The organism is Rhizobium sp. RCC_161_2 (assembly GCF_041355235.1).
In the GTDB taxonomy this organism is placed as follows: domain Bacteria; phylum Pseudomonadota; class Alphaproteobacteria; order Rhizobiales; family Rhizobiaceae; genus Rhizobium.
Window position 1 is genome coordinate 79,356 of the sequence record NZ_JBFUPL010000014.1, and the last position, 25,150, is coordinate 104,505.

Here is a 25,150-nt window from a genome sequence, read left to right on the forward strand (position 1 = left end):
GGACGCGGCTCATCCAGGACCTGCAGGGGGATTGACGAAAGCAACATCATGGGACTGCAAAATTGGCGGCCAAAACAATTTGCTTCTCTCGAAGCCCAGAATGAAACCTTAAAACTCTTCCCATTCATTGTGGGCCGCCGCTGCGGCCGATACCGCGCTTCTTGCCACTGCAACGCGTCTGGGCTGATGCATGACGGAAACGCCAGTCGCAGACCGGGCTGGTTCAGCCATTGCGCGCGCCGTCTTCTGAAGCGTCGCGGATTGTGCCGAAGCACTCATCTGCAGCGTGAATTGGGACACAAGCTCGCGAAGCCGGGCAGCCTCCATTGCAAGGCTGGCCGAGGCGGCGGTGGACTGTTCGACCATTGCCGCATTCTGCTGCGTTGTCTGGTCCATGGAGTTAACAGCCGTATTGACTTCCGCCAGGCCAGTGGACTGTTCCTTCGCCGATGTCGCGATCGCGTCCATATGCTGATTGATGTCGGTGATCTGCTCGCCGATCGTCTTCAGGGTGACGCCTGTGTGCAGCACGAGCTTGACACCACTTTCAACCTCTGACGACGACTTCTGAATAAGCCCCTTGATCTCCTTTGCCGCCTGCGCCGAACGTTGTGCGAGTTCACGCACTTCCTGGGCGACAACGGCAAACCCCTTCCCTGCTTCCCCCGCCCGCGCGGCCTCGACCCCAGCGTTCAGCGCCAGAAGATTCGTCTGAAAGGCAATCTCATCGATCACGCCGATAATGCTGGAAATCTGCTGCGAGGAAGCTTCGATGCGGCGCATGGCCTCCTCGGCATGCGACACGACTTCGGCGGACTTAGCGGCGCTGTGATTGGCTTCCGTCGCCGCAGTGCGGGCCTCGTCGGCGCGCCGGCTCGAATGCGTCACATTGACGGTGATCTGGTCAAGCGCCGCGGCTGTTTCTTCAAGGGCTGCAGCTTGCTGTTCCGTGCGCTTGGAAAGATCGTTGGCTCCCGACGAAATCTCCCGCGTGCCATCATCGATCGCTGCAATGGCAAGCGAGATTGCGCCAAGTGCGTCTCCAAGCTGCTTGATCGAGCTGTTGAAATCGTGCCGAAGCTCTTCGAAATCCGCGGAGAAGGGCTCTTCAAGCTGAAATGCAAGATCGCCGCCGGAGAGCCGTTTCAAGCCGGCCGCAAGGCCTGACGTGGCCGCGCGAAGACGTGCCGCCGCGTCTTCGTCTGCTTGGCGTCGCGCGGCCAGCCGATCAGATTCGGCCCGCATTCTGGCCGCCTCTGCGTCCTGTTCAAGCTGCTTGTTGGCGATCGCCGCTTGTCGGAAGACCTCGACGGCCGACCCCATAATACCTATCTCGTCCGAACGGCCGACAGCAGTGCAGGCGATATCCGTGTTGCCGCCGGCCAGCTTCTGCATATCATCTGACAGGGCAAGGATCGGTTTCGTGACGGTCTTGCGCGTGAGCCAATAAAGGCTGAAGGAAAAGAGTACCGTCAAGCCGAGAATAGCCTTCAAAAGCAGATCGACAAATGCTTGCGTTTCAGCGCTCTGTTTTGCCGTTGTATCGGACAGTGAACTTATCTGATCTCCCGCGTGCTCCATGGCCGCTTCAAGAGTGGAAAACTGGTTCATGAAGTCGGGTAGCGACTTGATGGCCGCAGTCTCATCCTTTACCGCGAGGTCGACCATTTTCGTCGCGCTGTCGATATAGGCGAGAAGGGGTGCTTCAATCCCTGCCAGCACAGCCTGCGTGGCCTTGTCGGTTGCCAATGTCTTATTGGCGGCAATCATGTCGCGGAATGACGCCTCATGCTCCGCCAAATCCTTTTTCACTGCGTCGAAGCTTATGCCTGTCGCTGGGTTGGCAGCGAGCAAAGATGCCAGCACATCTGCCCGCAGGGCGTCATGCATCATATCCGCCTGCATGTGGTTTCGAAGCACTTCCGCCGAACGGGCGACCTCAGCGCTGTTGCCGACGAGGGTTCCCGCCGACCAGATACCGACACCCGTTGCACTTCCGGCCAATGCGAAAATTGCGACGCTTGCAATGATGACCTTATGCTGAATCGACGGCATGCTCGCCTCCCGCGGTTTATTTCAAATATTAAAATTAACAAAACATCCTTAATTAATTATCAAACATTTATTTTGACTTCAGATACACAAGTAATGATAGTATCATATGCCGATTATCATGATGCCTTAATGTTTTCAGAGACAATATCGGACTTATCTCGCTGCCGGGCCACACCCTGGCTTCCTGGCGACCGGAGAGGCGATCACCGGCAGCCTTCATCGTATGCGCCTGACTTTGCTTGCCGACGCCGTGTGTCAATTGCTATGACATGATGGATAGCGTTCGACGAGTCAGCCATCGGGCCTATCTGTCGGGCCACTGACGCCACGAGCACGATGAGCTGACATGAATGGACGCCCTGCGGCTTTTGGGTAAGAGTGCTGATATCCATGGAAATTGAGACCCACATCCCGTCACTCGTGCGCATTCTGGGTCAGGTGGCCATCATCGTCTATGCCTATTCCTGGGTGATCCGGATCGTCGAACGCGGCGCGCTGAAATCCCTTGCGGTTGGGCTGCTGTTTGGCCTCGGTGGGATTTTATCGATGAGCGATCCAATCCGGTGGATGCCGGGCGTCTTTCACGACGGTCGCTCCATTCTCCTTGTTCTCGCACCGATCTATGGCGGCCCCATCGGCACGGCGGTGGCTGCGCTGATGATGGGCCTTTTTCGCTTCGCAGCCGGCGGGATCGGGGCGGTCGGTGGCGTCGTCGGTATCGTGATCGTTGCGCTCACGGGATATTTCTTGACCCTGTTGCCGCGACAGTGGGTCGGCATGGGCTGGCGGCGGTCGGCACTGTATGGTTTGGCGACCGCCACGTCGCTGATCGTTCTTGTGTTCCTGCCCCCGACCGTCGCTCACGAGCTTTTCTTTTCCGCAACCCTTCCCGTGATGACCGCCAATATCCTCGGCGTTCTCCTGCTGTCGGACCTGCTTGAGCGGGAACGATACCGCATCGGAATTCAGCGCGCGCTTGAGAATGAAGCCAGTGTCGACCCGCTGACAAAGCTTCCCAATCGCCGTGTCCTCCAACGCGAGGGCGACCGTTGCAGCAAGGAAGCGGGAACCAGGGACACCCCGTTTTCGATCATCATGCTCGATATCGATCACTTCAAGAAGATCAACGATACCTGGGGACACTCCTTTGGCGACACGGTCCTGGCACAGGTGGCTGACGTGATACGGCAGACTGTCCGCAAGACAGATATAGCGGCGCGATATGGCGGAGAGGAGATTGTCGTACTCCTGCCGAGCACCAGCGCAAGTTCCGCCACGATGGTCGCCGAAAAAATCCGCAGGGATATCGAAGCCATGGTTTTGACGTTCGATCGCGACGCGGTCCATGTCACCGTCAGCATCGGTCTTGCATGCTCCCACAGCCCCACCAGTGACTTCAAGCATGTGTTGGAGGCCGCGGACAAAGCGCTTTATCGCGCAAAGGCCGGCGGCAGAAATCGTGTGGAGCTGTCGGAGGCGGCTTGAGCAGGCCTCGCTCTCCATGCCGACGCTGCTGATGATCGGCGACAAGAACACGACGGTCATCGGCAAGGACTTTGCTCCCGCGGACGTCAAGCGGCGGCCGGGCCGCTACCCTGAACTCGCCACGGTGATGTCACGTTATTTTCGGCTTAACAGTTGATGGTTGATCGGGCGGGATGAACCCGTCGCCCATCCGCTATAAGAACCCCCGTCTTCCGCCGCAGATCATTGCCCATGCCGTGTGGCTCCATTTCCGATTTCCTCTGAGCCTGCGCCTGGTCGAGGAAATGCTTCTGGAGCGTGGGGCTTCCGCTTCGAACCCTCGTAGAATAGGTGCGGAGTTCGGTGAGCTTTTTGTTTTGAATTCAGAGAGCCTGCCTTAACCTAGCACCTCGCGCGCCGGTGCGATGCTTCCACCAGCCGATTCCACTTCGCTGCGGACGATCCTGGCAAGTTCGAGGGAGCCCGGCGTATCGCTGTGAACCAGAATGGAGCGGGCGCGGACGGGAAGCGTCTCGCCTTCTATTGTGGTGACAGTTCCCTTCTCGATGAACTGCCGCACACGCGCGCGAACCTTCACTTCATCCTTGATCACCGAATTCGGCAACTTGCGGGAAACGAGCTGGCCACGGGCGTCATAGGCCCGGTCGGCAAGAAAAAGCGTCAGCGTCTTCAAGCCTACGGAAATGGCGGCGCGCTCCACTTCGGTATCCGGCATCGAGAACACGATCAAATCGGGATCCACCGACTTGACGGCGCGCATCACCAGCTCGGAAAGGGCCGGATCGCGGCTGATCATGTTGCCCATCGCCGCATGGAAGCTGATGTGGGACAGCGCGACGCCTTCGCCGCGCGCAATGGCAGCCAAGGCACCCAGCTGATAGAGGACCTGCTGCTTCATGTCGTCGGCTTCGACGGGGAACTCGCGACGGCCAAAGCCCAGCCGGTCCGCAAGTCCTGGATGCGCGCCGACACCGACGCCATGCGCTTTGGCGAAGCGAACCATTCGGACCATCGTTTCCGGGTCACCGGCGTGGAAACCGCAGGCAACGTTTGCGGAGGACACCACGCCCATCAGCGCTTCGTCATCGCACAATTTGTAGGGGCCGAAGCCCTCGCCCATGTCGGAATTCAGATCGATCTTCATTGACGCTTCCATGATTTCCAGATGGTTGCGCGCTCGCCGCAACGCCCGCTCCGCCGGGCATCGTCTTCGCACTGATCGGACCGGGCGACGCCGCAACTTCGATGAGGAAAACTAACATGACGCCCGGTTTGATGGGGTCAGACAAAGTTTCTATGGCGTCCCTTTGGCCGTTCTCAAAACGTGGTTGCCGTGTTGAAAGACGATGGGGGTTAAACGGCGCGATGGACGGTTATGGGTCCCAGAAAAGGAATTCTGCTCAAGGTATTGGCGGCTCTCGCCGCGACGTTGATGGCAGCCAGTATCAAGGGATTGGATGGGGCCATTCCGACCGGCGAGGTCGTTTTTTTTCGATCGGTTGCGGCACTTCTTCCCCTCGGCATCTGGCTGGGGTGGCAGGGCAACCTCATCGAGCTGACCACACCGAAGCATGTCGGCGGCCATCTGATCCGCAGCCTCTCCGGGACTGGCGGGATGTTCTTCAGCTACATGGCGCTCGCCTATCTGCCGCTCGCGGACGCAACGGCGCTGAGTTACGCAGCACCCCTGTTCACCGTCATTTTGGCGGCAACGCTGCTGGGAGAGGTTGTTCGCGCCTATCGGTGGTCGGCAGTCGCCGTCGGCTTCGGCGGCGTACTCATCATGCTTTCCCCTCACCTCGGCTTTTGGGAGGTGAGTGAAGGCACGGCCGGTTCTGTCGACAGGGCAGCCGCCCTCGGCGGCGCTTTTGGCCTCATCGCCGCCTTCTGCTCGGCACTGTCCTCGGTGCAGATCCGCCATCTGGCGCGCACAGAGAAGCCAGGCGCCATTGTTCTCTATTTCTCCCTGATAACGGCGGTCATCGGACTGGGAACAGCCGCATTCGGATGGAAAATGCCGGACATGCTGCAGCTGTCGCTGCTCATCTCGGCCGGCTTATCTGGCGGTATCGCGCAGATATTGGTGACGCTCAGCCTAAGGCACGCTCAGGCATCGCTGCTTGCACCATTCGAATATACCACGATGGTATGGTCGGTGCTCATCGGCTATTTCCTGATGGGGCAACTGCCTGTTGCCACAACAATTTTCGGAGCCATGGTCGTCGCTTTGGCCGGCATGTTCGCGATCTGGCGGGAAAGGCGTTTGGGCCGCAGTCTTCAACTGGCGCCGACGGCGCTTGCCGAAGCGGAAACGCGATAGCGTCCGCAGAGCAAGCGCAATACTCCCGGTTCAGCCGCGTCCGACAAATGGCATCGTGGTCGCCATCAATGTCATGGTGAGTATGTTCGCCTCAGGCGGCAGCGACGCCATGTGCAACACGGCCTGCCCGATCAGCGCACTGTCAATCGTCGGCTCGACGCGGATGGAGCCATCCGCCTGCAGCACTCCACTTTCCATCCGGCGCGTCATTTCTGTGCTGGCATTGCCTATATCGATCTGCCCGCAGGCAATTCCAAACGGCCGCCCATCGAGCGCGGTGGATTTGGTCAAGCCGGCAATGGCGTGCTTGGTCGCTGTGTAGGGCGCCGATCGCGGCCGCGGCGTGGTGGCGGAGATGGAGCCATTGTTGATAATGCGGCCGCCTTGCGGCGTCTGCGCTTTCATCTGGCGAAACGCCGCCTGTGTACAGAGGAAGGCGCCAGTGAGGTTTGCGGCGACGACCTGGTTCCAGGTCTCGAAATCCACATCTTCCAGAGGCACCGCGGGCGCAGACATGCCGGCATTGTTGACCAGTAGGTCAAGGCGCTTGAACCGATCGATGGTCGCATCGAATAGCGCTTTCACGTCGTCGGGCTTACCGATATCGGCAGCGACGATCAGGATGCGGTCGGAATGTTCACAAAATTCGGCCGCCGCCGCCTCAAGCACGCCCTTGCGCCGACCGGTCATGACGACACTGAATCCATCGCCGAGCAGCGAAGCCGTGATCGCCTTGCCGACGCCGGTGCCGGCTCCAGTCACAATCGCAATTTTGCCAGAGCTGTTCATTCTGCGCTGTCCTCCCAATTCATCCTCGACATGCGTGGGGATGATTTTTCCAAAATGCTCTTTCGGTCATAAAGCCCAGCGTAAGTTAGATTTCCTTGGGAAATAATCCAGCGCGATCTTACCCCGCCGGATACGAATTTGCGCCGATGGCCTCAGACCGATTCCTACAAATGACAAGCTCTGCGAGGCGTGCTTGTTGCGCCGCAGAGCTTGCCGATCGCCCCCGGCCAGTCGACACCTAGCAAGACTTTGAATAGCAGCTCGCCCGCCTAATCGACCCAGACACGGCCTTTCGCCCGCATCATCGCGTAGCGAACTTCAATGTCCATTTTTCCCTGCCGGTGCAGCGCCATACGGCCATCATGCGAAAGCTCGTCCTCCTCGCAAACGCATTGCTCAGGGACGGCCGAAAATGGCCATCAACTCGTACTTGACCAACACGGATACTCTAGGACGCGAGAAAGCCGCCGTCGGTGCAAAGGATATGGCCAACAACATAGGCCGCCTCATCCGAGAGAAGCCAGGTGACTGCCGCCGCCACTTCCTCGGGATGTCCCATACGTCGCAAGGGCAGGCCGGCGGCCACCTGCCGCATGTCGGCAATGCCCGAGCCGAGCATCATATCGGTGACAACACGGCCGGGCGCGACCGAATTGATCCGGACACCCTTGGGTGCATATTCCATCGCCGCCGCCTTTGTCAGGGCAATCGCGGCCGCCTTCGAGGCGCTGTAGAGAGAAAGGCCAGGATTTGGGTTTCGAACGCCGCTGACGCTCGTATTGTTGACGATGGTTCCGCCGCCCGATTCGAGCATCGCGGCGATCTGAAAGCGCAGCGCATTGAAGAGCGAGCGTACATTCGTGTCGAAAACAGTGGAGAAGATCTCGTCGCTCTGCTCCATCAAGGGAGCGCGCTTCTCCTGATAACCGGCATTGTTGAAGACCGCGTTCAAGCGGCCGAAACGCTCCATGGTCTTCTCGACCACCCGTCGCGCATCGGCCTCCTTCGTCACGTCCATCGAAACGAAAAGACCAGCGGTGCCCGCCGCCCGCAATTCCGCGACCACGGCCTCACCTAAAACCTCGCGCCGGCCCGTCACGACCACAGCCGCGGCCCCTTCCTGCGCCATCCGCAACGCCGTTGCCCGGCCAATTCCGCTCGTCGCACCAGTCACAAGGCAGATCTTACCCTCCAAACGATGGCTCGTTATGGTGGCTGGGGCCGGTCCGGCAAGGTCGGTCAGCGATACACTCATGGCTTCTTCCTCACAAAGTGCTGTTCCATGACATCTTCGCCCCACTGGCGGCCCGGGCGCTCGCCGATCAACTCGAACCGATGCAGTTCATAAAGCCATCGCGCCGCATCGAGGCCCCGGAACGTCCACAAATGCGTCTCGGCAAAGCCGCCCCGATCGCAGAAATCGAGCGCTGACGACAAAAGCCTGCGACCAAGGCCGGTGCCCCGGCTGTCGTCATCGACAATGAACCACCTGAGATGCGCCTTGTCGTCACCGAGGTCCTCACCGTCGATCGCGATCGTGCCGGCAACGCGGCCAGCCCGCATTGCCCGCCATATCTGATTGCAAGGTCTGTTCAGGCGGGCAGAAAATTCGGCAATGCCGCTTGCAACCGCGGCTTCGAATAACTGCCCGAAACCGGATGTTCGCGCATAGTAGAGGGAATGCATCTCGATGCAGCGCGCCATAAGCCCAGGTTGATATCCGGTCTCTATCAGGAGAGGCGACATGTCCTCCGGAGTCTTTGCTTTGCTCGCGGCAAGTGCACCGGCATAGAGCCGCAGGCCGTCAACAACGGTTTGACGCTCCTGGGCATCGAGACGATCGAGGGCCGCCGCGACCTGACGACGCGCGAAATCATGAATGCCGGCGACGGCCGCATGGCCCTTGTCCGTCAGCGAAAGGATCTTGGTGCGCCCATCCGGTTCACCCGTCTCCTCCTTCAGGTCTCCAGTCTCGATCAGCTTGCGGAGCATCCGGCTCACGCTTGATTTTTCCAGGCCAAGCAGTTCCGAGAGCTGGCCGGCCGTAAACGATCCGCGAGCTCCGATTTCCAGCAGCGCGTGGACCGAAGACGGCGGCATTGTCGTGCCGGCAAGAGATTCCTGCATGAAGCCAAGCTCGCGAACGAGCTGACGAGACGCGGCACGGACGGACTCTACGGGGTAATGGGATTGGGTGGTCATGAGGCCTGCCAAAAAGTTGATCGATACAACTTATTTGGTATAGTTGCTCCATGCAACTTTTTTCTGTGCCGACGATCCTGCCGCGCGTGGTTCCCTTCGAGATCATCACGCCGGAGAGCATCTGAAGCAGCTCAGGCTCTCCCTCCCGAAAAAAGACCGACCGGCCAGAAGCAGCGTCTAAAGCGCCTCAAGATCGATAAGGCGCTGAGCCGTGAACTTGTCCGTCACAAGCGTATCGATCACACCGATGCGCAGCGCACCCGCAATTGCGGCAGTCTTCTTCTCACCGCCGGCGAGCGCTACGACACGCTCGACCTTTGCAAGCTCATCCAGTGAAATGCCGATCACCCGTTCGTCGAGCGGCGTCTTGACCGCATTGCCCTTCAGGTCGAAGAACCGCAGCGAGATATCGCCGACGGCACCGGCCTCCGCCAGGTCGGCCAGCTCGCGCGACGAAAAGATGTTGCCGGAGCGCGCCAGCAGCTCGGATGGCTCGACGGCGCCGATCCCGACGATGGCGAGGCTGATTGCGCCGAAAAGGTCGATGGTCTCGCGAACGAACGGATCCGCCATCATCAGAAGTTTTGCTTCCCGCGAACTCGTGACGCCTTGTACCGTCAGCAGCTTCGGCTCTCCGCCTGTCAGCCGAGCCAATCTTGTCGTCAGCTGCGTCGCATGGGTCTGCACTGACGGATCGCCCATTCCACCCAGCGTTTGCACAATGTATTTCGCCTGCGCGCTCTTCTGGGGATGAATGTTTTCCACCATCTTGAAGATGGTCTGGCTCCAGCTTGAAACGCCGATGATTTCGCCTTGGGCCAGCGTTACTTCCAGAAGGTGCGCCGCAGCTTCGCCGATACGTGCCATGATCGCGCCGTCGCGATCCTCCGAGCATTCCACAACGATGGCTTCGGGAAGATTGAAGCGTTCGCGAAGGGCGCCTTCCAAGTCAGCAAAGGTGCCCGCAGGAGGGATGACAGTGGTTCGAACGATGTCTTCGGCTTCCGCGCGCTTGAGCATGCGCGAGACGGTTGCCTGCGACAGCCGCAGATGCTGAGCAATATCCGCCTGACGCTTGTGCTCGATATGGTACATCTGCGCCACGCGGGAAATAAGGCGAAGTTCGTTGATACGTCCCATATTTTCCCCAGCCGTGAATTTTTATTCACCATTAGCGGGCGGCGGGCCGAACGTCGAGCGGGCAATGGCATCGCTCCACGTATTAAGTTTCTCCGACGAGATATTCGCTTGCGGTCTTATGAGCGTGTTGCTGCGCGGCAGACGCGCAATGGCCTCCAAATCCGGCCACATGCCAAGCGACAGACCGGCCAGGTAAGCCGCGCCCAAGGCCGACGCCTCCGGGGCTTCGCATTGAATAACCGGGTGCTGCAAGAGGTCGGCAACGCACTGCATCAGAAACGTATTCTTGCTGGGGCCACCATCGACATAGAGTGCACCGATCGTGCCGCCATTTTGGCTTTGCATCGCAGCAAAGACATCGTGAACCTGAAACGCGATCGAGTCTGTTACGGCCCTGGCCATTTGCGCGCGGGTCGTGTTGAAGCCGATCTGCGAGAACAGCGCACGCGCATCCGAATTCCAGTGCGGCGCGCCGAGACCGACGAAGGCCGGCACGAAGCCGGGACCGCCGGGTTCTGCAGTCGATGCCAGTTCGATCAAGGCTGCAACATCCGGCAGTCCAAGCACATCCGTCATCCATGGCAGGCTGGCGGCCGAGACAAGGATGTTTCCCTCAAAGGCAAAGGTCGGTTTGCCGGCAATGCGCCAGGCGACCGTGGTGGTGATGCCGTTGCTTGGAGCGATGAACTGCGGCAATGTGGTCATGACGGACGACCCCGTCCCGAACGTCACCTTCCCATCGCCGGCTTTGTAGGCCCCATGTCCGAAAAGCGCGGCGTGGCTGTCGCCGATTGCCGCACGGATCGGCGTGCCATCGCGTACGCCAGGCACATTGGCGGTCGTTCCGAAGTCCCCGGAACTATCCAGGACCTCAGGCAATACCTGTTTGGCGACGCCGAACAAGTCGCAAAGCTCGTCACTCCATTGCTGAGACTTGAGATCGAAGAGCTGGCTTCGCGCAGCATTGGAGGCATCGCATACATGTCGTTTGCCACCGGACAGGCGATGGATCAGCCAGCTGTCTACCGTGCCGACCCGGAGGGAGCGACCCACCGGGGCACGATCAAGCAGCCACTTCACCTTCGATCCCGGAAACATCGGGTCGATGGGAAGACCGGTGACCTGCTCGACCCGATGCGAATGACCACCCTCGATCAGCTTTGCACAATCCGGCGCCGTCCGGCGGCACTGCCAGCTGACGACAGGGCCGAGAGCCTCTCCGGTTTCACCATCCCAGATCGTCACCGACTCGCGCTGGTTGGACACCGCGACGGCTTCGATCGTGACCTGCGGCGCCGCTTCGATACAGAGGCGCACGGCCTCGCAGACGGACTGCCAGATCCGATTGGGATCCTGCTCGACCCAGCCGGATTGAGGATAGCTGATGCCGACCGGAGCAGCGCCACGCGAGACCAGCTCGCCTATCTCCGATACCAAAATGGCCTTGGAGTTGGTGGTACCCTGATCGATTGCCAGGATGGCGCGCATGAAAGTCTTCTCCACATCAATATCGGCGCATGAACGCTGCTTCAAAAGCCGCTAGAAGCGCTTGCTCACTTCCGCTTCAACAGGGCAAGCGTCGCCTCTGCGATGGCACTCGGAGCCATACCGAACTCATCCAGCAGAAATTCGGCAGAGCCGGTCGGCGCATAGATGCCCGGCACACCCAGACGCTTCATCGGCACCGGCGCATTGTCGACCACGACCTCAGCGACGGCTGAGCCGAGACCGCCGTAGATCGAGTGCTCTTCAGCGGTCACGATCGCACCGGTTTCCCTTGCGGCGGCGACAATCGCATCTTCATCGATGGGGCGCACCGTTGCCATATTGAGCACACGCGCGTCGACACCCTGCCTTGCCAGTATATCCGCCGCTTTCATCATGCGATGCGTCAGCGTTCCATTGGCGATCAGCGTCACATCCCTACCATCTCGAAGAAGGTTTGCGCGGCCGGGCACGAACTTATGACCCTCCGGAAGCAGATCCGGCACGCCGACACGCGACAGCCGAAGGAAGCAGGGGCCGGCATAGCTCGCGGCCCATTCGATCGCTGCGGCCGTCTCGATCCGATCGCAAGGCGCGATAACGGGCAGATTGGGCAGAACGCGGGTCCAGGCAAAATCCTCGATGGAATGATGCGTGGGGCCGAGCTCACCGTAAGCCATGCCTGACGAAATGCCGATCAGCTTGACGTTGGCATTCGAGTAGGAAATGTCGGCCTTGATCTGTTCCAGGGCACGGCCAGTCAGGAAGCAGGATGCGGCGCAGACGAAGGGGATGCGTCCGCCATTGGCAAGTCCCGCGCTGACGCCGACCATGTTCTGCTCGGCGATCCCGACGTTGATCAAGCGCTCCGGAAACTTCGACTTGAAGCCGCCAAGCTTCGAGGAGCCGACCGAGTCGTTGCAGACGGCGACGATCGTCTGATCGGCCGATGCCAGCGCTTCCAGGGTCGCGGCGAACGCATCGCGGCAGTCGTGCAAAGCGGTAGTGGAGATGGGCGCGTCCATTAAAGTGCCTCCGACAGTTCTGCGACTGCGAGTTCGTACTGTTCCTTGTTTGGCACCTTGTGATGCCAGTCGACCCGGTCCTGCATGAACGAGATGCCGTGGCCCTTGTTGGTGTGGGCGACTATGCAATGCGGGCGGGCGCCCCGATGCTGAAGTGCCGGAACGATTTCCGCCATTTCATTGCCATTGATCTCACTGACCTCCCAGCCGAATGCTTCAAGCTTCGGCCGCAGTGGCGCTACATTGTTGGTATCGGCAAGGGCAGCACCCTGCTGGAACCGATTGTGGTCGATGATCAGCGTCATGTTATCCAGCCCGAACTGGGACGCCGCCATGATCGCTTCCCAGTTCGATCCTTCCTGCATCTCGCCATCGCCGGTCATGACGTAGGTGTGGTAGCGCGCAGAAGTGAGCTTGCCGGCCTTTGCCATGCCGATTGCGACCGGAAGGCCATGTCCGAGCGGACCGGTGTTGGTCTCGACACCGGGAACCTTGTTGCAGTTCGGGTGCCCATTAAGACGCGAGTGCGGCTGCAGGAAGGTCGAGATCTCGTCCTCGGGAAAGAAGCCGCGTTTCGCCAGGGTAATGTAGAGGGCGCATGCGGTATGTCCCTTCGAGAGAACGAACCGGTCCCGGTCAGGATGCTTGGCGTTATCAGGATAGATCTTCAACACATGGAAATAGAGCGCGGTGAGGATATCGATCGCCGACATCTCCCCGCCAATATGGCCCGCGCCCGCCGCATATACCGCTTCCAGATCGCGCAGACGTATCTGACGCGCGATGCGCTCAAGTTCCTTCCACTGCATGATGCTTCCTCTGTGCATAAATATTCATTATCACATATTTTTGCACAAACTGCGTTCTAGTCAAGCCAATTTCTGCATATGACACTGCGCGACCTCGGGCATCGGCACCTTCAGGCCTATTGACACGATCAGAAAGAGGCGGTAGTGCATTTTTCAACACTTGTGAATAATTATTCTATTGTGAGGATTAAACCTCGCAATCAGTGAATGGGTGGGAGGAACAATGTCCGCACTCGGTGTTCAAGAGCAGGCTCAACAGTCCAGGAATTCGCTGGCATGGCTCGGCGGAGCGACGGGTCCCCTGATTGGACTGCTCGTGCTCTGCGCATTCTTAAGCGTTGCGACCGATACGTTTCTGTCGACGCGGAACGCATTGAATATTCTCGACCAGATCACCGTCCTCGGCGTCATGTCCGTTGGAATGACCTTCGTCATTCTCATCGGCGGCATCGATCTGTCGGTTGGATCGGTGCTCGCTTTGTCGATGATGATCATGGGATGGGTCGCAAACGTCGCCGGATTGCCGATGGCGGTCGCCGTTCCCCTGGCTCTCCTTGCCTCAGCATTGAGCGGCCTGATTGTCGGCGTGATGGTGACGAGTTTCCGTGTTCCGGCCTTCATTGCAACGCTTGCAATGATGTCGGTCGCGCGTGGCGTCGCCAATATGATCACCGATGGACAGCAGATCGTCGGCTTTCCGGATTGGTTCACGATGCTGGCGATCGACCGGCATTTCGGCGTGCTGACGGCCACCGTCTTCGTGATGCTCGCCATCGTCCTCCTCGCCTGGCTATTCCTGCAGTTTCGCTCGGAAGGCCGCATGCTCTACGCCGTCGGCGGAAGCCCGGAGGTTGCCCGCCTCGCCGGCATCAATGTGGCGCTTGTAACCATCGGTGTTTACGTCGTTTGCGCAATACTTGCCGGCCTGGCGGGGATTGTCCTTGCCGCTCGCCTCGATGCCGTCCAGCCCTCCAGCGGCTTCGGCTATGAGCTCGACACCATCGCGGCAGTCGTCATCGGCGGCACTTCACTTTCGGGTGGGGCCGGCGGCATCGGCGGCACCCTGATCGGCGTGTTGATCATCGGCGTGCTGCGCAACGGTCTCAATTTGCTGAATGTCTCCCCCTTCCTGCAGCAGGTCATTATCGGCGTGGTCATCGTGCTCGCCGTCGGCGCTGAAACGCTCCGCCGCAAGAAGAGATGATGTGAGCGGCCAATTCGGCCGCGCATTGCAGAATTCCTCTCCTGGCGATTGGAGAGGATCAAAAGCTCAGGGGCGGAGGAAACACCCAGGGGCAAGGTCAAACCTAAGGAGGAACTGATGAAACTTTCCCGCATTCTACTGACGACAGCTGCCGCCCTCGCCCTTTCTCTCGGATCGGTGCAGGCCAAGGAAGTCAAGAAGCTCGGCCTCGCGGTCGCCAACCTTCAGGCAAACTTCTTCAACCAGATCAAGCAGGCCGTTGAAGCCGAGGCCAAGACCCGTGGCATCACGGTCGTAACCGTCGATGCGAAGGGCGATGGCCCGACGCAGGTGAACCAGATCCAGGATCTTCTCACCCAGAACATCGATGCCCTGATCTACATCCCGGCGGGTGCGGCGGCAGCGACCATTCCCGTGAAACTCGCGCATCAGGCAGACGTTCCGGTCATCAATGTGGACCGCAACGCCGATGGCGCTCCAGGCGACACCTTCCTTGCGACCGACTCCGTCGCCTCGGCCAATGCCGTGTGCAAGCACATCATCGAAAAGGCCGGCGGCAAGGGCAACATGGTGATCATCCACGGCCAGAAGGGCACGACCCCGGAAGTCGATCGCACCAAGGGCTGCATGGACGCCGTCAAGGCCAATCCGGGCGTGAAGATCGTGGCCGAACAGTGGTCCAACATGTGGAGCCAGGATGAGGGCTTCCAGATCATGCAGAACATGCTCCAGGCACATCCCGACGTTTCCATCGTCTTTGCCCAGGCAGACGGTCTGGCATTGGGCGCGGCGCAGGCCATCAAGGTCGGCAACCCATCGCAGAAGATCGTCGTTGGTGGCTTTGACGGTGACACCGCTGCTCTCGAAGCCCTCAAGAACGGCGTTTTCGACGTCACCGCGACACAGCAGACGCAGAAGATGGGTCGCGCGGCCGTCGATATGGCCGTCAAGATCGTTGGTGGCGAGAAGGTGCCGCCGGTTCAGCTGATGGATGCGACGCTCACCACCAAGGACAACGTCGAAGGCTTTATCGCGAACCATCCATAAATTCAGGCTCGGGAGTGGTGATATGACGGAACCGGTTCTCTCTCTTCGGGGCATCTCGAAGCGCTATGGCCCGCTTGAGGTCCTCAAGAACGTCAGCCTCGACGTGTACCCCGGAGAGGTTGTCGCCCTCCTCGGCGAAAACGGCGCCGGCAAGTCGACCTTGTCGGGCATCATCGCCGGATCACGCACTCCTTCTGAAGGAACGATGATATGGCAGGGGCAGCCTTATGCCCCTGCCTCCCCCCGCGAAGCAATCGACAAGGGCGTCGTACTCATCCATCAGGAGCTTCAGCTCCTGCCGGAACTGACGATTGCCGAGAACGTCTTCATCGGTCGTTGGCCAATGAAGAACGGGATCGTCGATCGTGCGCAGATGGTCAAGCGTGCGCAGGAGCAACTGTCGCGCTTGAACCTGCACATTCCCGCCACGAGGAAAGTCGCGGGCCTTTCGACGGCAAATCAACAGCTGATCGAAATTGCAAAGGCGCTGGCGCTGGATGCAAAACTGCTGATCCTCGATGAACCCACAGCCGCGCTCGGCGGCGCGGAAACCGAGGCTCTGTTTCAACAGGTCCGCAAGCTGCGCTCCGAAGGCGTCGGGATCATCTACATCTCGCACCGAATGGACGAAATCAAACGGATCACGGACCGCATCGTCGTATTGCGCGATGGCGAGCGGGTGCAGGAATTCGCCGACAGCGCAACCCCGGTTCGCACCATCGTCGAGAGCATGGTCGGGCGGTCGCTCGACAGACTGTTTCCCGCCTTGCCGGTTCCGCAGGAGCGGCCAGTCCTCAAGGTCGAGGGCCTGACTGCCGTGGACGGTTCTTTCAAGGATGTGAGCTTCGAAGTCCGGGCCGGTGAAATTTTCGGGATAGCGGGGCTCGTCGGCGCCGGGCGAACCGAGCTGGTGCGGGCGATTTCCGGCGCCGATGCCCTGAAAGCGGGCGTGGTTCACCTCAACGGAGAACAGCTGGTGCTGCGCAGCCCGGCCGATGCGATCGCAAGGGGCATCGTAATGGTGCCGGAGGATCGGAAGCTCCAGGGCATCGTCGTCAGCCATAAGATCGGCGAAAATCTTGTCTACGCCAACCTGGATCGGTTCGGCCGGCGGTGGATCACACCATCGATGAAGCGCGACTTTGCAAAGAAAGCCATCTCGGCCTTCGGGATCAAGGGACGCGGCGAGCAGCTGGCATCGGACCTTTCGGGCGGAAACCAGCAGAAAATCGTGATCGCCAAATGGCTGATGCGCGACCCGAAGGTCGTCGTACTCGACGAGCCGACGCGCGGCATCGACGTTGGAGCACGCGCCGGTATTTACGACATTATCGTGGGCCTGGCAAAACGCGGCGTCGCCGTCATCGTCGTCAGCTCCGATCTTGAGGAAGTGCTTGGCGTTTCGAACCGGATCCTGGTGCTTGCGCAAGGCAAGCAGGCGGGCATTCTGGATCGCGCGCAGGCGAACGACGTCTCCATCATGGAATTGGCTACAATCTAAAACGAATGAAGAAAGGAAGAGCGATGCCTGACATCACTCTGAATGCGCCGAAGCTTTTCGATCTCGCCGGGCAGGTTGCCTTTGTCACGGGTGCCGGCAGCGGTATCGGACAACGCATCGCGATCGGTCTTGCACAATGCGGCGCGGACGTCGCTCTCCTCGATCGCAGGGACGATGACGGCCTGTCCACGACGGCCGGATTTATCCGTCAGGCCGGTCGCCGGTCGATCCAGATTGCGGCTGATGTGACGAACAAGGCATCCCTTGCCGAAGCAGTCGCGCGGACGGAAGCCGAACTTGGCCATCTGTCGCTGGCGGTGAATGCGGCCGGCATTGCGAATGCCAATCCCGCGGAGGAGATGGAAGAAGACCAGTACCAGACCCTGATGGACATCAACCTCAAGGGTGTGTTCCTCTCCTGCCAGGCGGAAGCGCGCTCCATGCTCAAACATGGCAAGGGTTCCATCGTCAACATCGCCTCCATGTCAGGCGTCATCGTCAATCGCGGCCTTAACCAGTGCCACTACAACGCCTCCAAGGCAGGTGTGATCCACATGTCGAAGTCCATGGCGATGGAGTGGGTCGGACGCGGCATCCGCGTCAACACGATTTCGCCCGGCTACACAGCCACACCGATGAACACCCGGCCGGAGATGGTTCACCAGACGAAGCTTTTCGAAGAGCAGACCCCGATGCAGCGCATGGCAGCCGTCGACGAGATGGTCGGCCCTGCCGTGTTCCTGCTCTCGGATGCAGCAAGTTTCGTAACCGGCGTTGACCTGTTGGTCGACGGCGGATTCTGCGCCTGGTGATCGCAATGCCCCGTAAATTGATCGCCGGAAACTGGAAGATGAATGGGTTGGTCTCGGATCTGTCCGAGATCACGGCAATGGCGGCGGCAGCCGAGAGTGCCGGTTCCGAAGCTGCCCTATGCCCCCCCCGCCACGCTGATCGACAGGGCGGCAACCGTCGCCAAGGGAACCAAGCTACGTATTGGCGGACAAGATTGCCACCCAAATTCCTCCGGCGCGCATACCGGCGACATCTCCGCCCAGATGCTCGCTGATATCGGCGCAACATATGTGATCCTCGGCCATTCCGAGCGTCGGGCGAACCACGGCGAGACCAGCGCAATGGTTGCCGCCAAGGCATCGGCTGCCTATAGCGCCGGGCTTAACGCCATCATCTGCGTGGGTGAAACCGAGAGCGAAAGGGCCAACGGCGCGACCTTGGCTGTCGTCGAAGAACAACTGCAGGCCTCACTTCCCGATGGGGCCGGTGCCGCCAACACGACCATTGCCTATGAACCGGTATGGGCGATTGGAACAGGACGGGTCCCGACGAAAGAGGAGATCGCCGAAGTCCACGCCGCCTTGCGCGCAGCGCTTTCCAGGAGATTTGGATCCGAGGCAAATGACATCCGTTTGCTCTATGGCGGCTCCGTAAAACCGTCCAACGCCAGCGCGATCTTTTCCATTCCCGGAGTCGACGGGTCACTTGTCGGCGGTGCATCGCTCAAGGCATCCGACTTCATATCAATCCTGTCCGCCGCATCCGGCTCGTAAGTGAGACGCGGGCGCCGACGGGATTATCCGGACAATGAAAGGGAGGAGCTTCCATGCATCGCTTCGAAAATAAGACTGTCGTCGTCACCGGCGCGAGCCGGGGCATCGGCGTTGCCATCGCGAAGCGCTTTGCGCGCGAGGGTGCGAGTGTGCTTGTCTCGGCGAATGAAGAGACTGTCCACACCGTTGCGGATGACATCAGAAGCAACGGCGGCCGTGCGACGTCCTTCGTCGGCGACGTCACGGACAAGGCCAGCGTCATCGCTCTCTTCGACGCCGCCGAACGTGAATTCGGCTCCGTCGATGTTTCCATTCAGAACGCCGGCGTCATCACCATATCGCGTGTCGAGAATCTTGCCGAAGCAGACTGGGACAAGGTGATGGCCGTCAATACAAAGGGCGTATTCCTGTGCGCCCAAGAGGCAATCGCCCGCATGCGCAAGCATCGTCGCGGCGGCCGCATCATCAACACCGCATCGGGCCAGGCGCGGGACGGTTTCATCTACACGCCACATTATGCGGCCTCGAAGATGGGCGTCGTCGGCATCACACAAAGCCTGGCGAAGGAAGTCGCGGTGGAAAACATCACCGTCAACGCTTTCTGCCCGGGGATCATCGAGACCGACATGTGGGCCTACAACGATCAGGCCTGGGGCAAGCTGCTCGGCAACTACGGCCCCGGCGAGCTCATGAAGGAATGGGTGGAAGGCATACCCATGAAACGGGCGGGTTCCGGGGAGGACGTCGCCGGTCTCGTGACCTTCCTCGCCAGTGATGATGCGGCTTATATCACCGGCCAGACGATCAACGTCGATGGCGGCTTGATCATGTCGTGAGTGCGGTTGTCAGGCATAAGCAGACCGTCCAATGCCCGGATGCTTCAGGCATTTGATTGCCTCGGCATCCGCACCAGACAAGAACATCGATGCGAATGCTCACCCTGTATCGAACAGACGCGTGGACAGAATTGCTGCCGCTGCCGCCAAAAGAAGGCACGCTGAAATGATCAGCGGTGGCACCAACAAGCCGAGACCGGCCCCGATGACGACCAGTTGCGCGCAAGTTGCCCAATAGCTCGTGCCATATTGGATGCCGAGCAATGTCAGACATGCGAAGCCCGCCGGCGCCGCGCCCACGGCGATGGTCGCAGGCACACCGATGCCCTCCGATAGGCGCGCGGCGGCCAGATTGGCCGGCAAGACCGCACCCATCATGGGCACAAATGCCAAACCGTTTGCAAAGGGCGACAAGCCGTTGAGGCGCTGAAAATACAGGCTGAAGACAAATATCAGCCCATAGAACGCCACATTGACAAGAAGGCCCACGAGCGATGCCACGGCGAACATGTGGCGCTTGAACAACGAGGGCGGCAGCATCGGCTGCGACGCGCGCAATTCCTGCAAGACGAACAGGACAATCAGCACCGCGGAAATAGATCATGGCAATCTGAATATTGTTTCATTGCAATTTCGAGGCACTTACGCCATTGCTGGATCTGCGCTGCATGGATTGACTTGCGGAGAATCTGACCCGTCTTCGCTCCTTTGCAAGGTTACGATCAACCAGACATCCTCTCCTCTCAATTAGCCCAGTTCTGTCTCATTGGTGCTGCCGCCGGACAATTCGTCACCTATGCGTCTAGGCTCGTCGTGAGGTGCACAAGGAGGTTGAATCGCGCTTGACGGCAAGCGAAACTCCATGAAGAACAGGAGGATAACAACGGCCTCAACCAGGGTGAACCAAATGACGAAACAAGAGAAGTTGGTAACACGCACACGAGGCCAGGGCACCCAAACTGTCTACGCAACGCTGCGGCGCGAAATACTCTCCATGACTTTACGTCCGGACAGTCATCTCGACGAGGTCCGCCTTTCGGAGAGGTTTGGCATGTCCCGCACGCCGATCCGCGAAGCGCTGCTGCGCTTGGCCGCCGACGGCCTGGTAACCACGCTGCCCAATCGCAACACTGTCGTCGCCGGAATTGATTATGCCGCGCTCCCTCATTACTTCGAGGCGCTGACGCTGATGTATCGCGTGACGACACGCGGAGCGGCAATGCGAAAGGGAGCTGAGGGGATGGAATCTATCCTAGCGTGCCAGCGCGCTTTTGTAGAAGCTGTCGACGCTCAGAATGCATTGGCGATGATCGAAGCCAACCGCGAGTTCCACGTCGCGATCGCCATCCGGGCTGGAAATCCCTACTTTACCAGTCTTTTCATGCGCCTGCTTGACGAGGGGCGCCGTATTATTCGGCTGTATTACTCGACATTCGATGATCGGCTGCCACGCAAATATGTCGATGAGCACGAGGAAATGATCGAGGCGATCCGAGTGTCCGATGTCGAGCGAGCCGACCAGCTGGCAAAGGCACATTCCAAACAGATTATCGGTCAAATTCAGGAATTCATCGCTCGCGACGCAGACAAATCAATGGAGCTGACAGACTTTTGAAGCCCACGCCGGCGCTGAATTCAAATGCTCTCGTTCCAATAACTTGGCCTCATACGCAGAGGCAGTAGAATGGCCTTTTCGCCTCAGAACTCGGCATGTGGGCGGCAGGCAAAATTGCCCAAGCTCTACCGCCCCGACACGAATGTCCGCTACACCTGCGCCGATCACGATGACATCGAGTTCGACGTCATCGTGAGCTCACTTTGCCTATGACAGGTAGCGGTCAAGCTTTGAAGGACTGTACCGCGCCGGGGAGTGTGCTCCACTCGGCATACCATGCGTTGAACAGCTTGAATTGCGCCTCGACATAACCGCGCTGGCTCTCGGATAGCGCATCACTATCGTTAAAATGCAGCTCGTATTCGGCGTTACCCTTCAAAACCATCATATGTTTGAAGTAGAGAACGAGATCGGGGCCTTCATCGAAGGAGGACAGAACTCCAAGAGCATGTTCCAGCTCCAGTGCCCGCTGGCGGGCATCGGCATTCCCTTTGGCAGCCGCTTGGCACAGGTTGCAAAGGTGGATGATTTCCTTCGGCAGCACGTTGCCGATACCTGTGATGGCACCCGTCGCGCCGCAGTTTACGAAGCCATGGTAGACGGCCGTATCGACGCCGATCATCAGCGAAACGTCATCGTCGCGGCTGGTGATGTTTTCGGCGGCATAGCGCATATCCGCGGGGCCGCCAAACTCCTTGAAGCCCACCAGGTTCTTGTGTTCGGCCCGCAACGCGAAGAAAAGATCGGCACGGGTCGCAAACCCATAATAGGGGCTGTTGTAAATCACTGCCGGAAGGTCCGGGGCGGCGGACAGGATCGCCTTGAAATGCGCCTTCTGAGCATTCGTTGACGACCCGCGCGAGAGAACCCGTGGGATCACCATAAGGCCCTGCGCTCCCACTTTCTGGGCATGAGCGGCATGGGCCACGGCTGAGGCGCTGTTGATGGCGCCGGTCCCGACGATGAGCGGTATGCCGGCCGCCACCAGGCGCTCCACACCTTCCATCCGCTGCGCATCGGTCAGAAGCGGCCAGTCGCCCATCGAGCCGCAATAGACCACGGCGGACATGCCGGCCGCAATCAGCTCTTTTGCCTTTCGTACGAGACCATCGAAATCGGGACTGCGGTCTGCATTGCAAGGGGTCATCAGCGCTGGAATAACGCCGGAGAAAATCTGGGCTGTCATATCGAACTCCTCTTGGTCTGTCGTATCGTCGGAGGATCGCAATGCCCCGCCTTGTGATACAATAATAGCTTCTTGTATTCTTTTTGTCGACACAAATTCCGGATTTATTTCTGATGCTTGTCACCGCCCATCGTAATCATTGGCTATAGGTTCTCGTGCATCGTCATGCCCGGAAAGATGTTGTATTCCTGCGGAAGGCGTTGGCGCATGGATCAGCACATGAGTGGAATTTGGTCTTTGATGGGCCCGCTTATTTGATTGCTCCCGCCGAGGCTGGGCAGCGAACGGATTTCGGGTGTCCGCAGGCAAGCATTCGGTTCAGGATAGCGGCTCCGATCGCAGCTTCTGTCTGTTGAGCAAGGAATGACCGAGCACGCAAACGCGGACCAATGACGCCTTTGTATCGACCGATCGCGGTTTCAGCCAAAGCTCGTTTGCCATCACCGGTGGACGCCTGCCGTGTCAGCCGGCCATCTATCTGCAGGGAGGCGATATGGTCGTCTCTCTTGCATGCGGCTTGGACATTGGGCCGTTCCACCGCGTTCGAGCGCGGTGGAATGACGACCTTTGCGCCTGCGCTGTGACGGAGAACTGCATCGTAGGTTGGAGTGCCATCATAAGCTCCATCGGCGGTGAGCTGGTCGATCTCATCGTCGGCCTGATCATTGCCAGATCCGAATAGAGAGGCTGGCCTCCTCTCGTCTTGCGTCGTGGGGCAGCCCAACCGCCAAGTGCTTCCGGCGTTACCCAAAGGGTCATACTGCCACGGCGGCGAAGGCCCGCCTCATACTCCGCCCAGTCCGTCACTTTGAACTTCATTTTACCGATGTGATGGCGGCGGGCGGCGTTATGTTTGTGCGGCATGCGGGATCGACCAGCCTATTTTCGATCCCGGCCACATAGATGCTAAACGTTGAAATTTGATCCCTGCACCAATTCCTATCTCCTCCGCGGGGTGCCAGCACGCTCGGTGTCGGGTTCCCTACTGGCCAGCTCACTAATTCAGCCCGTGATGCCCTCAACGATGAATACGCGATACTCGGCGCCCTTCAGGCGGTGTTTCATGGCTTCTTGATAGAGAGGGCTGTTATATGAGGCCTTGGCGTCAGCGACCGTCGCAAACGCAATGATGACTGCGCCATCCACTTTATCGCCTTCCAGCGTTTCGACCGCGCCATAAAAAGCGAGCGGGGTCATGGGTTGCCCGACCGATGCAGCGGGCGCGCGCTCCTCGTATTTTTTGAATTCTACGAGGTCGGTGATCCGGTCCCGGACGTAAACGAGATAGGCACTCATCGAAGTTCTCCTATGCAAAGTGGCGGATTGACTAGAGTTCGCGCCTGTCTCTGAGGCGGCGTTGGGCGGATGGCGGGCCGTGGATGGTTCACCAAATACGGCTCGCAATGGCAGAGATACGTCATGCGGGCGTTTCAGGCGGATGGAAAGTCGCCAAGTCGCTCGGCAAAATTCAACTCGAATTCACCGACCTGTCCCAGACCAGCGTCCAGCATTTTCGTGAATGCCTTCGCCGCCTCGGGCCACAAGTCCACCCCTTGCAAAATGTGGTTCGAGGTCCAGAGATCCCCTTCTGACGGAACGCCGGCACGCCCGTTGACCATTTTCTTGGCCGTCTCGAGCGCGCGCTTCTCGAACCGCGCCATCCGCTCGGCCAAGGCATCAACAAACCCATCGAGTTCGGCGTCCGGAATTGACCGATTAACGAAGCCGTAGCGTTCGCCGATATCAGCATCAAAATCGTCGGCGCTGCAGACAATTTCCAGTGTCCGCGAACGTCCAACCAGCGCGGACAGCCATTCGACACCACCACCGCCTGGAATCGACGAGCCGCCAACCTCGATCAGCGCGAACTTCGCCCGCTCCCTGGACGCGAAGCGCATGTCGCAGGCCAGGGCAAATTCGAAGCCCTGTGCCCTGGCACGCCCCCGCACCTTCGCAATGCTGATTACGGACGACTGCGCAAGGCGGGTTACAAACTTCGGCCAATTCCCGAAGAATGGCATCGCACCCGGCTGATCCGGAACCGTGAGGCGGTTTTCGACATCGTGGTGGTTCATGAAGAAGTCCTCGTCACCGCTCTCGAACACCACGACCTTGAGATCGGTGTCTTTCTCGATGTCATCCATGAGAACGTTCAGTTCGGCGAACATCTTCGGGTCGAAGAGATTCAGCGGCGGATTGTTGATGACGATGCGCCAATAGGCCGGCGACTGCCGGACGATAGTAAGGCGGTTGTTGGAATTCATGAGGCGTACTCCATTCTAGCCGGCCATCTTGGTGGCTGGCGGCTACCGGGTCTGCGCTGCTCGTCGCAGTCTCGACGTGTGTCAGCGATTGAGATGGATATAGACCCACGGCTCCCGCCCAATAATCCCTCGCGCGTTCCGCTGTGACCGGAACCGCATTCCGTAGTGTGCCGATGCGCTCGGCGAATCTCCTTTAACTGATCCCGGAACCCGGTTCCTGGAAGATCGGAATATGAAACCGTTTTTCCCGTGACGCACCCAGTCTACATCGGGGCGAAGCGGCCTCGTATCGGCTCGCGGACAGGAGATGATGTGCCCTCGAATGATGCTGAAATCTCCACTTGCGGGAACCGGGCGCGCATCCGGCGTCCGTCCGACGCAGAAACGCGAACATGTGCGGCTTGATGGAAGTAGTTCGGACCGATGCATTGCTCCTGGACGAGCATCTTTTCCCCTGCCACGTCCACCGGGGGACGTGCAGCAACAGATGGTCGCCATTGATCCTCTATCTTCGCGGAACGGGAATGTGTGATCCGGAAAAGATTCTAGGCCGTGTCCCCATAACGGGGTTCATGTTGGTGCTGGTGTGTGATTCAATCTCCAGAAAAGGAGATTGCCATGC

22 protein-coding genes and 3 pseudogenes are annotated in these 25,150 nt (G+C 59.3%); 11 read left to right on the forward strand and 14 right to left on the reverse strand.

What is annotated here, in order from left to right:
- Nucleotides 1-108 precede the first annotated feature (108 nt).
- Entirely contained in the window at nt 109-2,055 is a 1,947-nt protein-coding gene (locus tag AB6803_RS28090) for a methyl-accepting chemotaxis protein (protein ID WP_371111978.1), read from the reverse strand.
- Nucleotides 2,056-2,445: 390 nt separating this feature from the next.
- On the opposite strand from AB6803_RS28090, the gene AB6803_RS28095 reads away from it, so the two are divergent.
- The 3 genes and pseudogenes from AB6803_RS28095 to AB6803_RS28105 all read left to right on the forward strand — a co-directional run.
- A complete protein-coding gene (locus AB6803_RS28095) occupies nt 2,446-3,540 on the forward strand; it encodes a diguanylate cyclase (protein WP_371111979.1) in 1,095 nt (364 codons plus the stop codon).
- 16 nt (nt 3,541-3,556) lie between these two features.
- Nucleotides 3,557-3,697 (forward strand): hypothetical protein, encoded by a 141-nt coding sequence (locus tag AB6803_RS28100; protein WP_371111980.1) that lies wholly within the window; start codon nt 3,557-3,559, stop codon nt 3,695-3,697.
- A gap of 16 nt (nt 3,698-3,713) precedes the next feature.
- A pseudogene (locus AB6803_RS28105) lies at nt 3,714-3,893 on the forward strand (IS6 family transposase); the annotation flags it as partial.
- A 23-nt stretch (nt 3,894-3,916) separates the two neighbouring features.
- Here AB6803_RS28105 and AB6803_RS28110 read toward each other — a convergent pair.
- Nucleotides 3,917-4,684, reverse strand: coding sequence for a LamB/YcsF family protein (locus AB6803_RS28110; protein WP_371111981.1), 768 nt, complete (start codon nt 4,682-4,684; stop codon nt 3,917-3,919).
- A gap of 231 nt (nt 4,685-4,915) precedes the next feature.
- On the opposite strand from AB6803_RS28110, the gene AB6803_RS28115 reads away from it, so the two are divergent.
- Nucleotides 4,916-5,860 carry a DMT family transporter gene (locus AB6803_RS28115; protein ID WP_371111982.1) on the forward strand — a complete coding sequence of 315 codons (945 nt, stop codon included), beginning with the start codon at nt 4,916-4,918 and terminating at the stop codon, nt 5,858-5,860.
- A 30-nt stretch (nt 5,861-5,890) separates the two neighbouring features.
- Here the strand turns inward: AB6803_RS28115 and AB6803_RS28120 are convergent, their stop codons facing one another.
- From AB6803_RS28120 to AB6803_RS28150, 7 genes are all read right to left on the reverse strand, one after another.
- Nucleotides 5,891-6,649 (reverse strand): SDR family oxidoreductase, encoded by a 759-nt coding sequence (locus tag AB6803_RS28120; protein WP_371111983.1) that lies wholly within the window; start codon nt 6,647-6,649, stop codon nt 5,891-5,893.
- Nucleotides 6,650-7,097: 448 nt separating this feature from the next.
- A complete protein-coding gene (locus AB6803_RS28125) occupies nt 7,098-7,904 on the reverse strand; it encodes an SDR family NAD(P)-dependent oxidoreductase (protein ID WP_371111984.1) in 807 nt (268 codons plus the stop codon).
- Nucleotides 7,901-8,851, reverse strand: a complete 951-nt coding sequence (locus AB6803_RS28130) for a GNAT family N-acetyltransferase (RefSeq protein WP_371111985.1) — start codon at nt 8,849-8,851, stop codon at nt 7,901-7,903. The genes AB6803_RS28125 and AB6803_RS28130 overlap by 4 nt, the downstream gene beginning before the upstream one ends.
- A gap of 177 nt (nt 8,852-9,028) precedes the next feature.
- Complete coding sequence (locus tag AB6803_RS28135) at nt 9,029-9,991, reverse strand: sugar-binding transcriptional regulator (RefSeq protein WP_371111986.1); 963 nt, start codon at nt 9,989-9,991, stop codon at nt 9,029-9,031.
- A 21-nt stretch (nt 9,992-10,012) separates the two neighbouring features.
- Nucleotides 10,013-11,479, reverse strand: a complete 1,467-nt coding sequence (locus AB6803_RS28140) for an FGGY family carbohydrate kinase (RefSeq protein ID WP_371111987.1) — start codon at nt 11,477-11,479, stop codon at nt 10,013-10,015.
- Nucleotides 11,480-11,544: 65 nt separating this feature from the next.
- Nucleotides 11,545-12,501, reverse strand: a complete 957-nt coding sequence (locus AB6803_RS28145) for a transketolase family protein (protein ID WP_371111988.1) — start codon at nt 12,499-12,501, stop codon at nt 11,545-11,547.
- Nucleotides 12,501-13,310 (reverse strand): transketolase, encoded by an 810-nt coding sequence (locus AB6803_RS28150; RefSeq protein WP_371111989.1) that lies wholly within the window; start codon nt 13,308-13,310, stop codon nt 12,501-12,503. The genes AB6803_RS28145 and AB6803_RS28150 overlap by 1 nt, the downstream gene beginning before the upstream one ends.
- Before the next feature lie 223 nt (nt 13,311-13,533).
- Between AB6803_RS28150 and AB6803_RS28155 the strand changes: the two genes are divergently transcribed.
- The 6 genes and pseudogenes from AB6803_RS28155 (at nt 13,534) to AB6803_RS28180 (ending at nt 19,463) form a co-directional block, all read left to right on the forward strand.
- Nucleotides 13,534-14,514, forward strand: coding sequence for an ABC transporter permease (locus AB6803_RS28155; protein ID WP_371111990.1), 981 nt, complete (start codon nt 13,534-13,536; stop codon nt 14,512-14,514).
- Between the two features lie 117 nt (nt 14,515-14,631).
- A complete protein-coding gene (locus AB6803_RS28160) occupies nt 14,632-15,561 on the forward strand; it encodes a sugar ABC transporter substrate-binding protein (protein WP_371111991.1) in 930 nt (309 codons plus the stop codon).
- 22 nt (nt 15,562-15,583) lie between these two features.
- On the forward strand, nt 15,584-17,062 hold the full coding sequence (locus AB6803_RS28165; RefSeq protein ID WP_371111992.1) for a sugar ABC transporter ATP-binding protein: 1,479 nt from the start codon (nt 15,584-15,586) through the stop codon (nt 17,060-17,062).
- A gap of 23 nt (nt 17,063-17,085) precedes the next feature.
- Nucleotides 17,086-17,874 carry an SDR family oxidoreductase gene (locus tag AB6803_RS28170; RefSeq protein ID WP_371111993.1) on the forward strand — a complete coding sequence of 263 codons (789 nt, stop codon included), beginning with the start codon at nt 17,086-17,088 and terminating at the stop codon, nt 17,872-17,874.
- Nucleotides 17,875-17,912: 38 nt separating this feature from the next.
- Nucleotides 17,913-18,627: pseudogene (gene tpiA, locus AB6803_RS28175) on the forward strand (triose-phosphate isomerase).
- 53 nt (nt 18,628-18,680) lie between these two features.
- Entirely contained in the window at nt 18,681-19,463 is a 783-nt protein-coding gene (locus AB6803_RS28180) for a glucose 1-dehydrogenase (protein ID WP_371111994.1), read from the forward strand.
- 99 nt (nt 19,464-19,562) lie between these two features.
- Here the strand turns inward: AB6803_RS28180 and AB6803_RS28185 are convergent, their stop codons facing one another.
- Nucleotides 19,563-20,051: a hypothetical protein gene (locus AB6803_RS28185; RefSeq protein ID WP_371111995.1), complete on the reverse strand. Its 489-nt coding sequence runs from the start codon at nt 20,049-20,051 to the stop codon at nt 19,563-19,565.
- A gap of 319 nt (nt 20,052-20,370) precedes the next feature.
- Here AB6803_RS28185 and AB6803_RS28190 point away from each other — a divergent pair, with 319 nt between their 5' ends.
- The gene (locus tag AB6803_RS28190) at nt 20,371-21,078 is read left to right on the forward strand and encodes a GntR family transcriptional regulator (RefSeq protein ID WP_371111996.1); all 708 of its coding nucleotides are present in this window, start codon (nt 20,371-20,373) and stop codon (nt 21,076-21,078) included.
- A 223-nt stretch (nt 21,079-21,301) separates the two neighbouring features.
- Here the strand turns inward: AB6803_RS28190 and AB6803_RS28195 are convergent, their stop codons facing one another.
- The 4 genes and pseudogenes from AB6803_RS28195 to AB6803_RS28210 all read right to left on the reverse strand — a co-directional run bounded on the left by AB6803_RS28195 (nt 21,302) and on the right by AB6803_RS28210 (nt 24,528).
- The gene (locus tag AB6803_RS28195; RefSeq protein WP_371111997.1) at nt 21,302-22,264 is read right to left on the reverse strand and encodes a dihydrodipicolinate synthase family protein; all 963 of its coding nucleotides are present in this window, start codon (nt 22,262-22,264) and stop codon (nt 21,302-21,304) included.
- Nucleotides 22,265-22,514: 250 nt separating this feature from the next.
- Nucleotides 22,515-23,128 (reverse strand): annotated as a pseudogene (locus AB6803_RS28200) (transposase).
- 138 nt (nt 23,129-23,266) lie between these two features.
- On the reverse strand, nt 23,267-23,560 hold the full coding sequence (locus AB6803_RS28205; RefSeq protein WP_371111998.1) for a DUF1330 domain-containing protein: 294 nt from the start codon (nt 23,558-23,560) through the stop codon (nt 23,267-23,269).
- 134 nt (nt 23,561-23,694) lie between these two features.
- The gene (locus AB6803_RS28210) at nt 23,695-24,528 is read right to left on the reverse strand and encodes an enoyl-CoA hydratase/isomerase family protein (protein ID WP_371111999.1); all 834 of its coding nucleotides are present in this window, start codon (nt 24,526-24,528) and stop codon (nt 23,695-23,697) included.
- Nucleotides 24,529-25,150: the final 622 nt, after the last annotated feature.

Bases quoted from the DNA above. Each gene is read 5' to 3' on its own strand.
- AB6803_RS28150 (WP_371111989.1), bottom strand. From the start codon at position 13,310: ATGCAGTGGAAGGAACTTGAGCGCATCGCGCGTCAGATACGTCTGCGC.
- AB6803_RS28190 (WP_371111996.1), top strand. From the start codon at position 20,371: ATGACGAAACAAGAGAAGTTGGTAACACGCACACGAGGCCAGGGCACC.
- AB6803_RS28100 (WP_371111980.1), top strand. From the start codon at position 3,557: ATGCCGACGCTGCTGATGATCGGCGACAAGAACACGACGGTCATCGGC.
- AB6803_RS28095 (WP_371111979.1), top strand. From the start codon at position 2,446: ATGGAAATTGAGACCCACATCCCGTCACTCGTGCGCATTCTGGGTCAG.
- AB6803_RS28160 (WP_371111991.1), top strand. From the start codon at position 14,632: ATGAAACTTTCCCGCATTCTACTGACGACAGCTGCCGCCCTCGCCCTT.
- AB6803_RS28210 (WP_371111999.1), bottom strand. From the start codon at position 24,528: ATGAATTCCAACAACCGCCTTACTATCGTCCGGCAGTCGCCGGCCTAT.
- AB6803_RS28130 (WP_371111985.1), bottom strand. From the start codon at position 8,851: ATGACCACCCAATCCCATTACCCCGTAGAGTCCGTCCGTGCCGCGTCT.
- AB6803_RS28140 (WP_371111987.1), bottom strand. From the start codon at position 11,479: ATGCGCGCCATCCTGGCAATCGATCAGGGTACCACCAACTCCAAGGCC.
- AB6803_RS28180 (WP_371111994.1), top strand. From the start codon at position 18,681: ATGCATCGCTTCGAAAATAAGACTGTCGTCGTCACCGGCGCGAGCCGG.
- AB6803_RS28090 (WP_371111978.1), bottom strand. From the start codon at position 2,055: ATGCCGTCGATTCAGCATAAGGTCATCATTGCAAGCGTCGCAATTTTC.
- AB6803_RS28135 (WP_371111986.1), bottom strand. From the start codon at position 9,991: ATGGGACGTATCAACGAACTTCGCCTTATTTCCCGCGTGGCGCAGATG.
- AB6803_RS28110 (WP_371111981.1), bottom strand. From the start codon at position 4,684: ATGAAGATCGATCTGAATTCCGACATGGGCGAGGGCTTCGGCCCCTAC.
- AB6803_RS28120 (WP_371111983.1), bottom strand. From the start codon at position 6,649: ATGAACAGCTCTGGCAAAATTGCGATTGTGACTGGAGCCGGCACCGGC.
- AB6803_RS28155 (WP_371111990.1), top strand. From the start codon at position 13,534: ATGTCCGCACTCGGTGTTCAAGAGCAGGCTCAACAGTCCAGGAATTCG.
- AB6803_RS28145 (WP_371111988.1), bottom strand. From the start codon at position 12,501: ATGGACGCGCCCATCTCCACTACCGCTTTGCACGACTGCCGCGATGCG.
- AB6803_RS28115 (WP_371111982.1), top strand. From the start codon at position 4,916: ATGGGTCCCAGAAAAGGAATTCTGCTCAAGGTATTGGCGGCTCTCGCC.
- AB6803_RS28165 (WP_371111992.1), top strand. From the start codon at position 15,584: ATGACGGAACCGGTTCTCTCTCTTCGGGGCATCTCGAAGCGCTATGGC.
- AB6803_RS28195 (WP_371111997.1), bottom strand. From the start codon at position 22,264: ATGACAGCCCAGATTTTCTCCGGCGTTATTCCAGCGCTGATGACCCCT.
- AB6803_RS28170 (WP_371111993.1), top strand. From the start codon at position 17,086: ATGCCTGACATCACTCTGAATGCGCCGAAGCTTTTCGATCTCGCCGGG.
- AB6803_RS28125 (WP_371111984.1), bottom strand. From the start codon at position 7,904: ATGAGTGTATCGCTGACCGACCTTGCCGGACCGGCCCCAGCCACCATA.
- AB6803_RS28205 (WP_371111998.1), bottom strand. From the start codon at position 23,560: ATGAGTGCCTATCTCGTTTACGTCCGGGACCGGATCACCGACCTCGTA.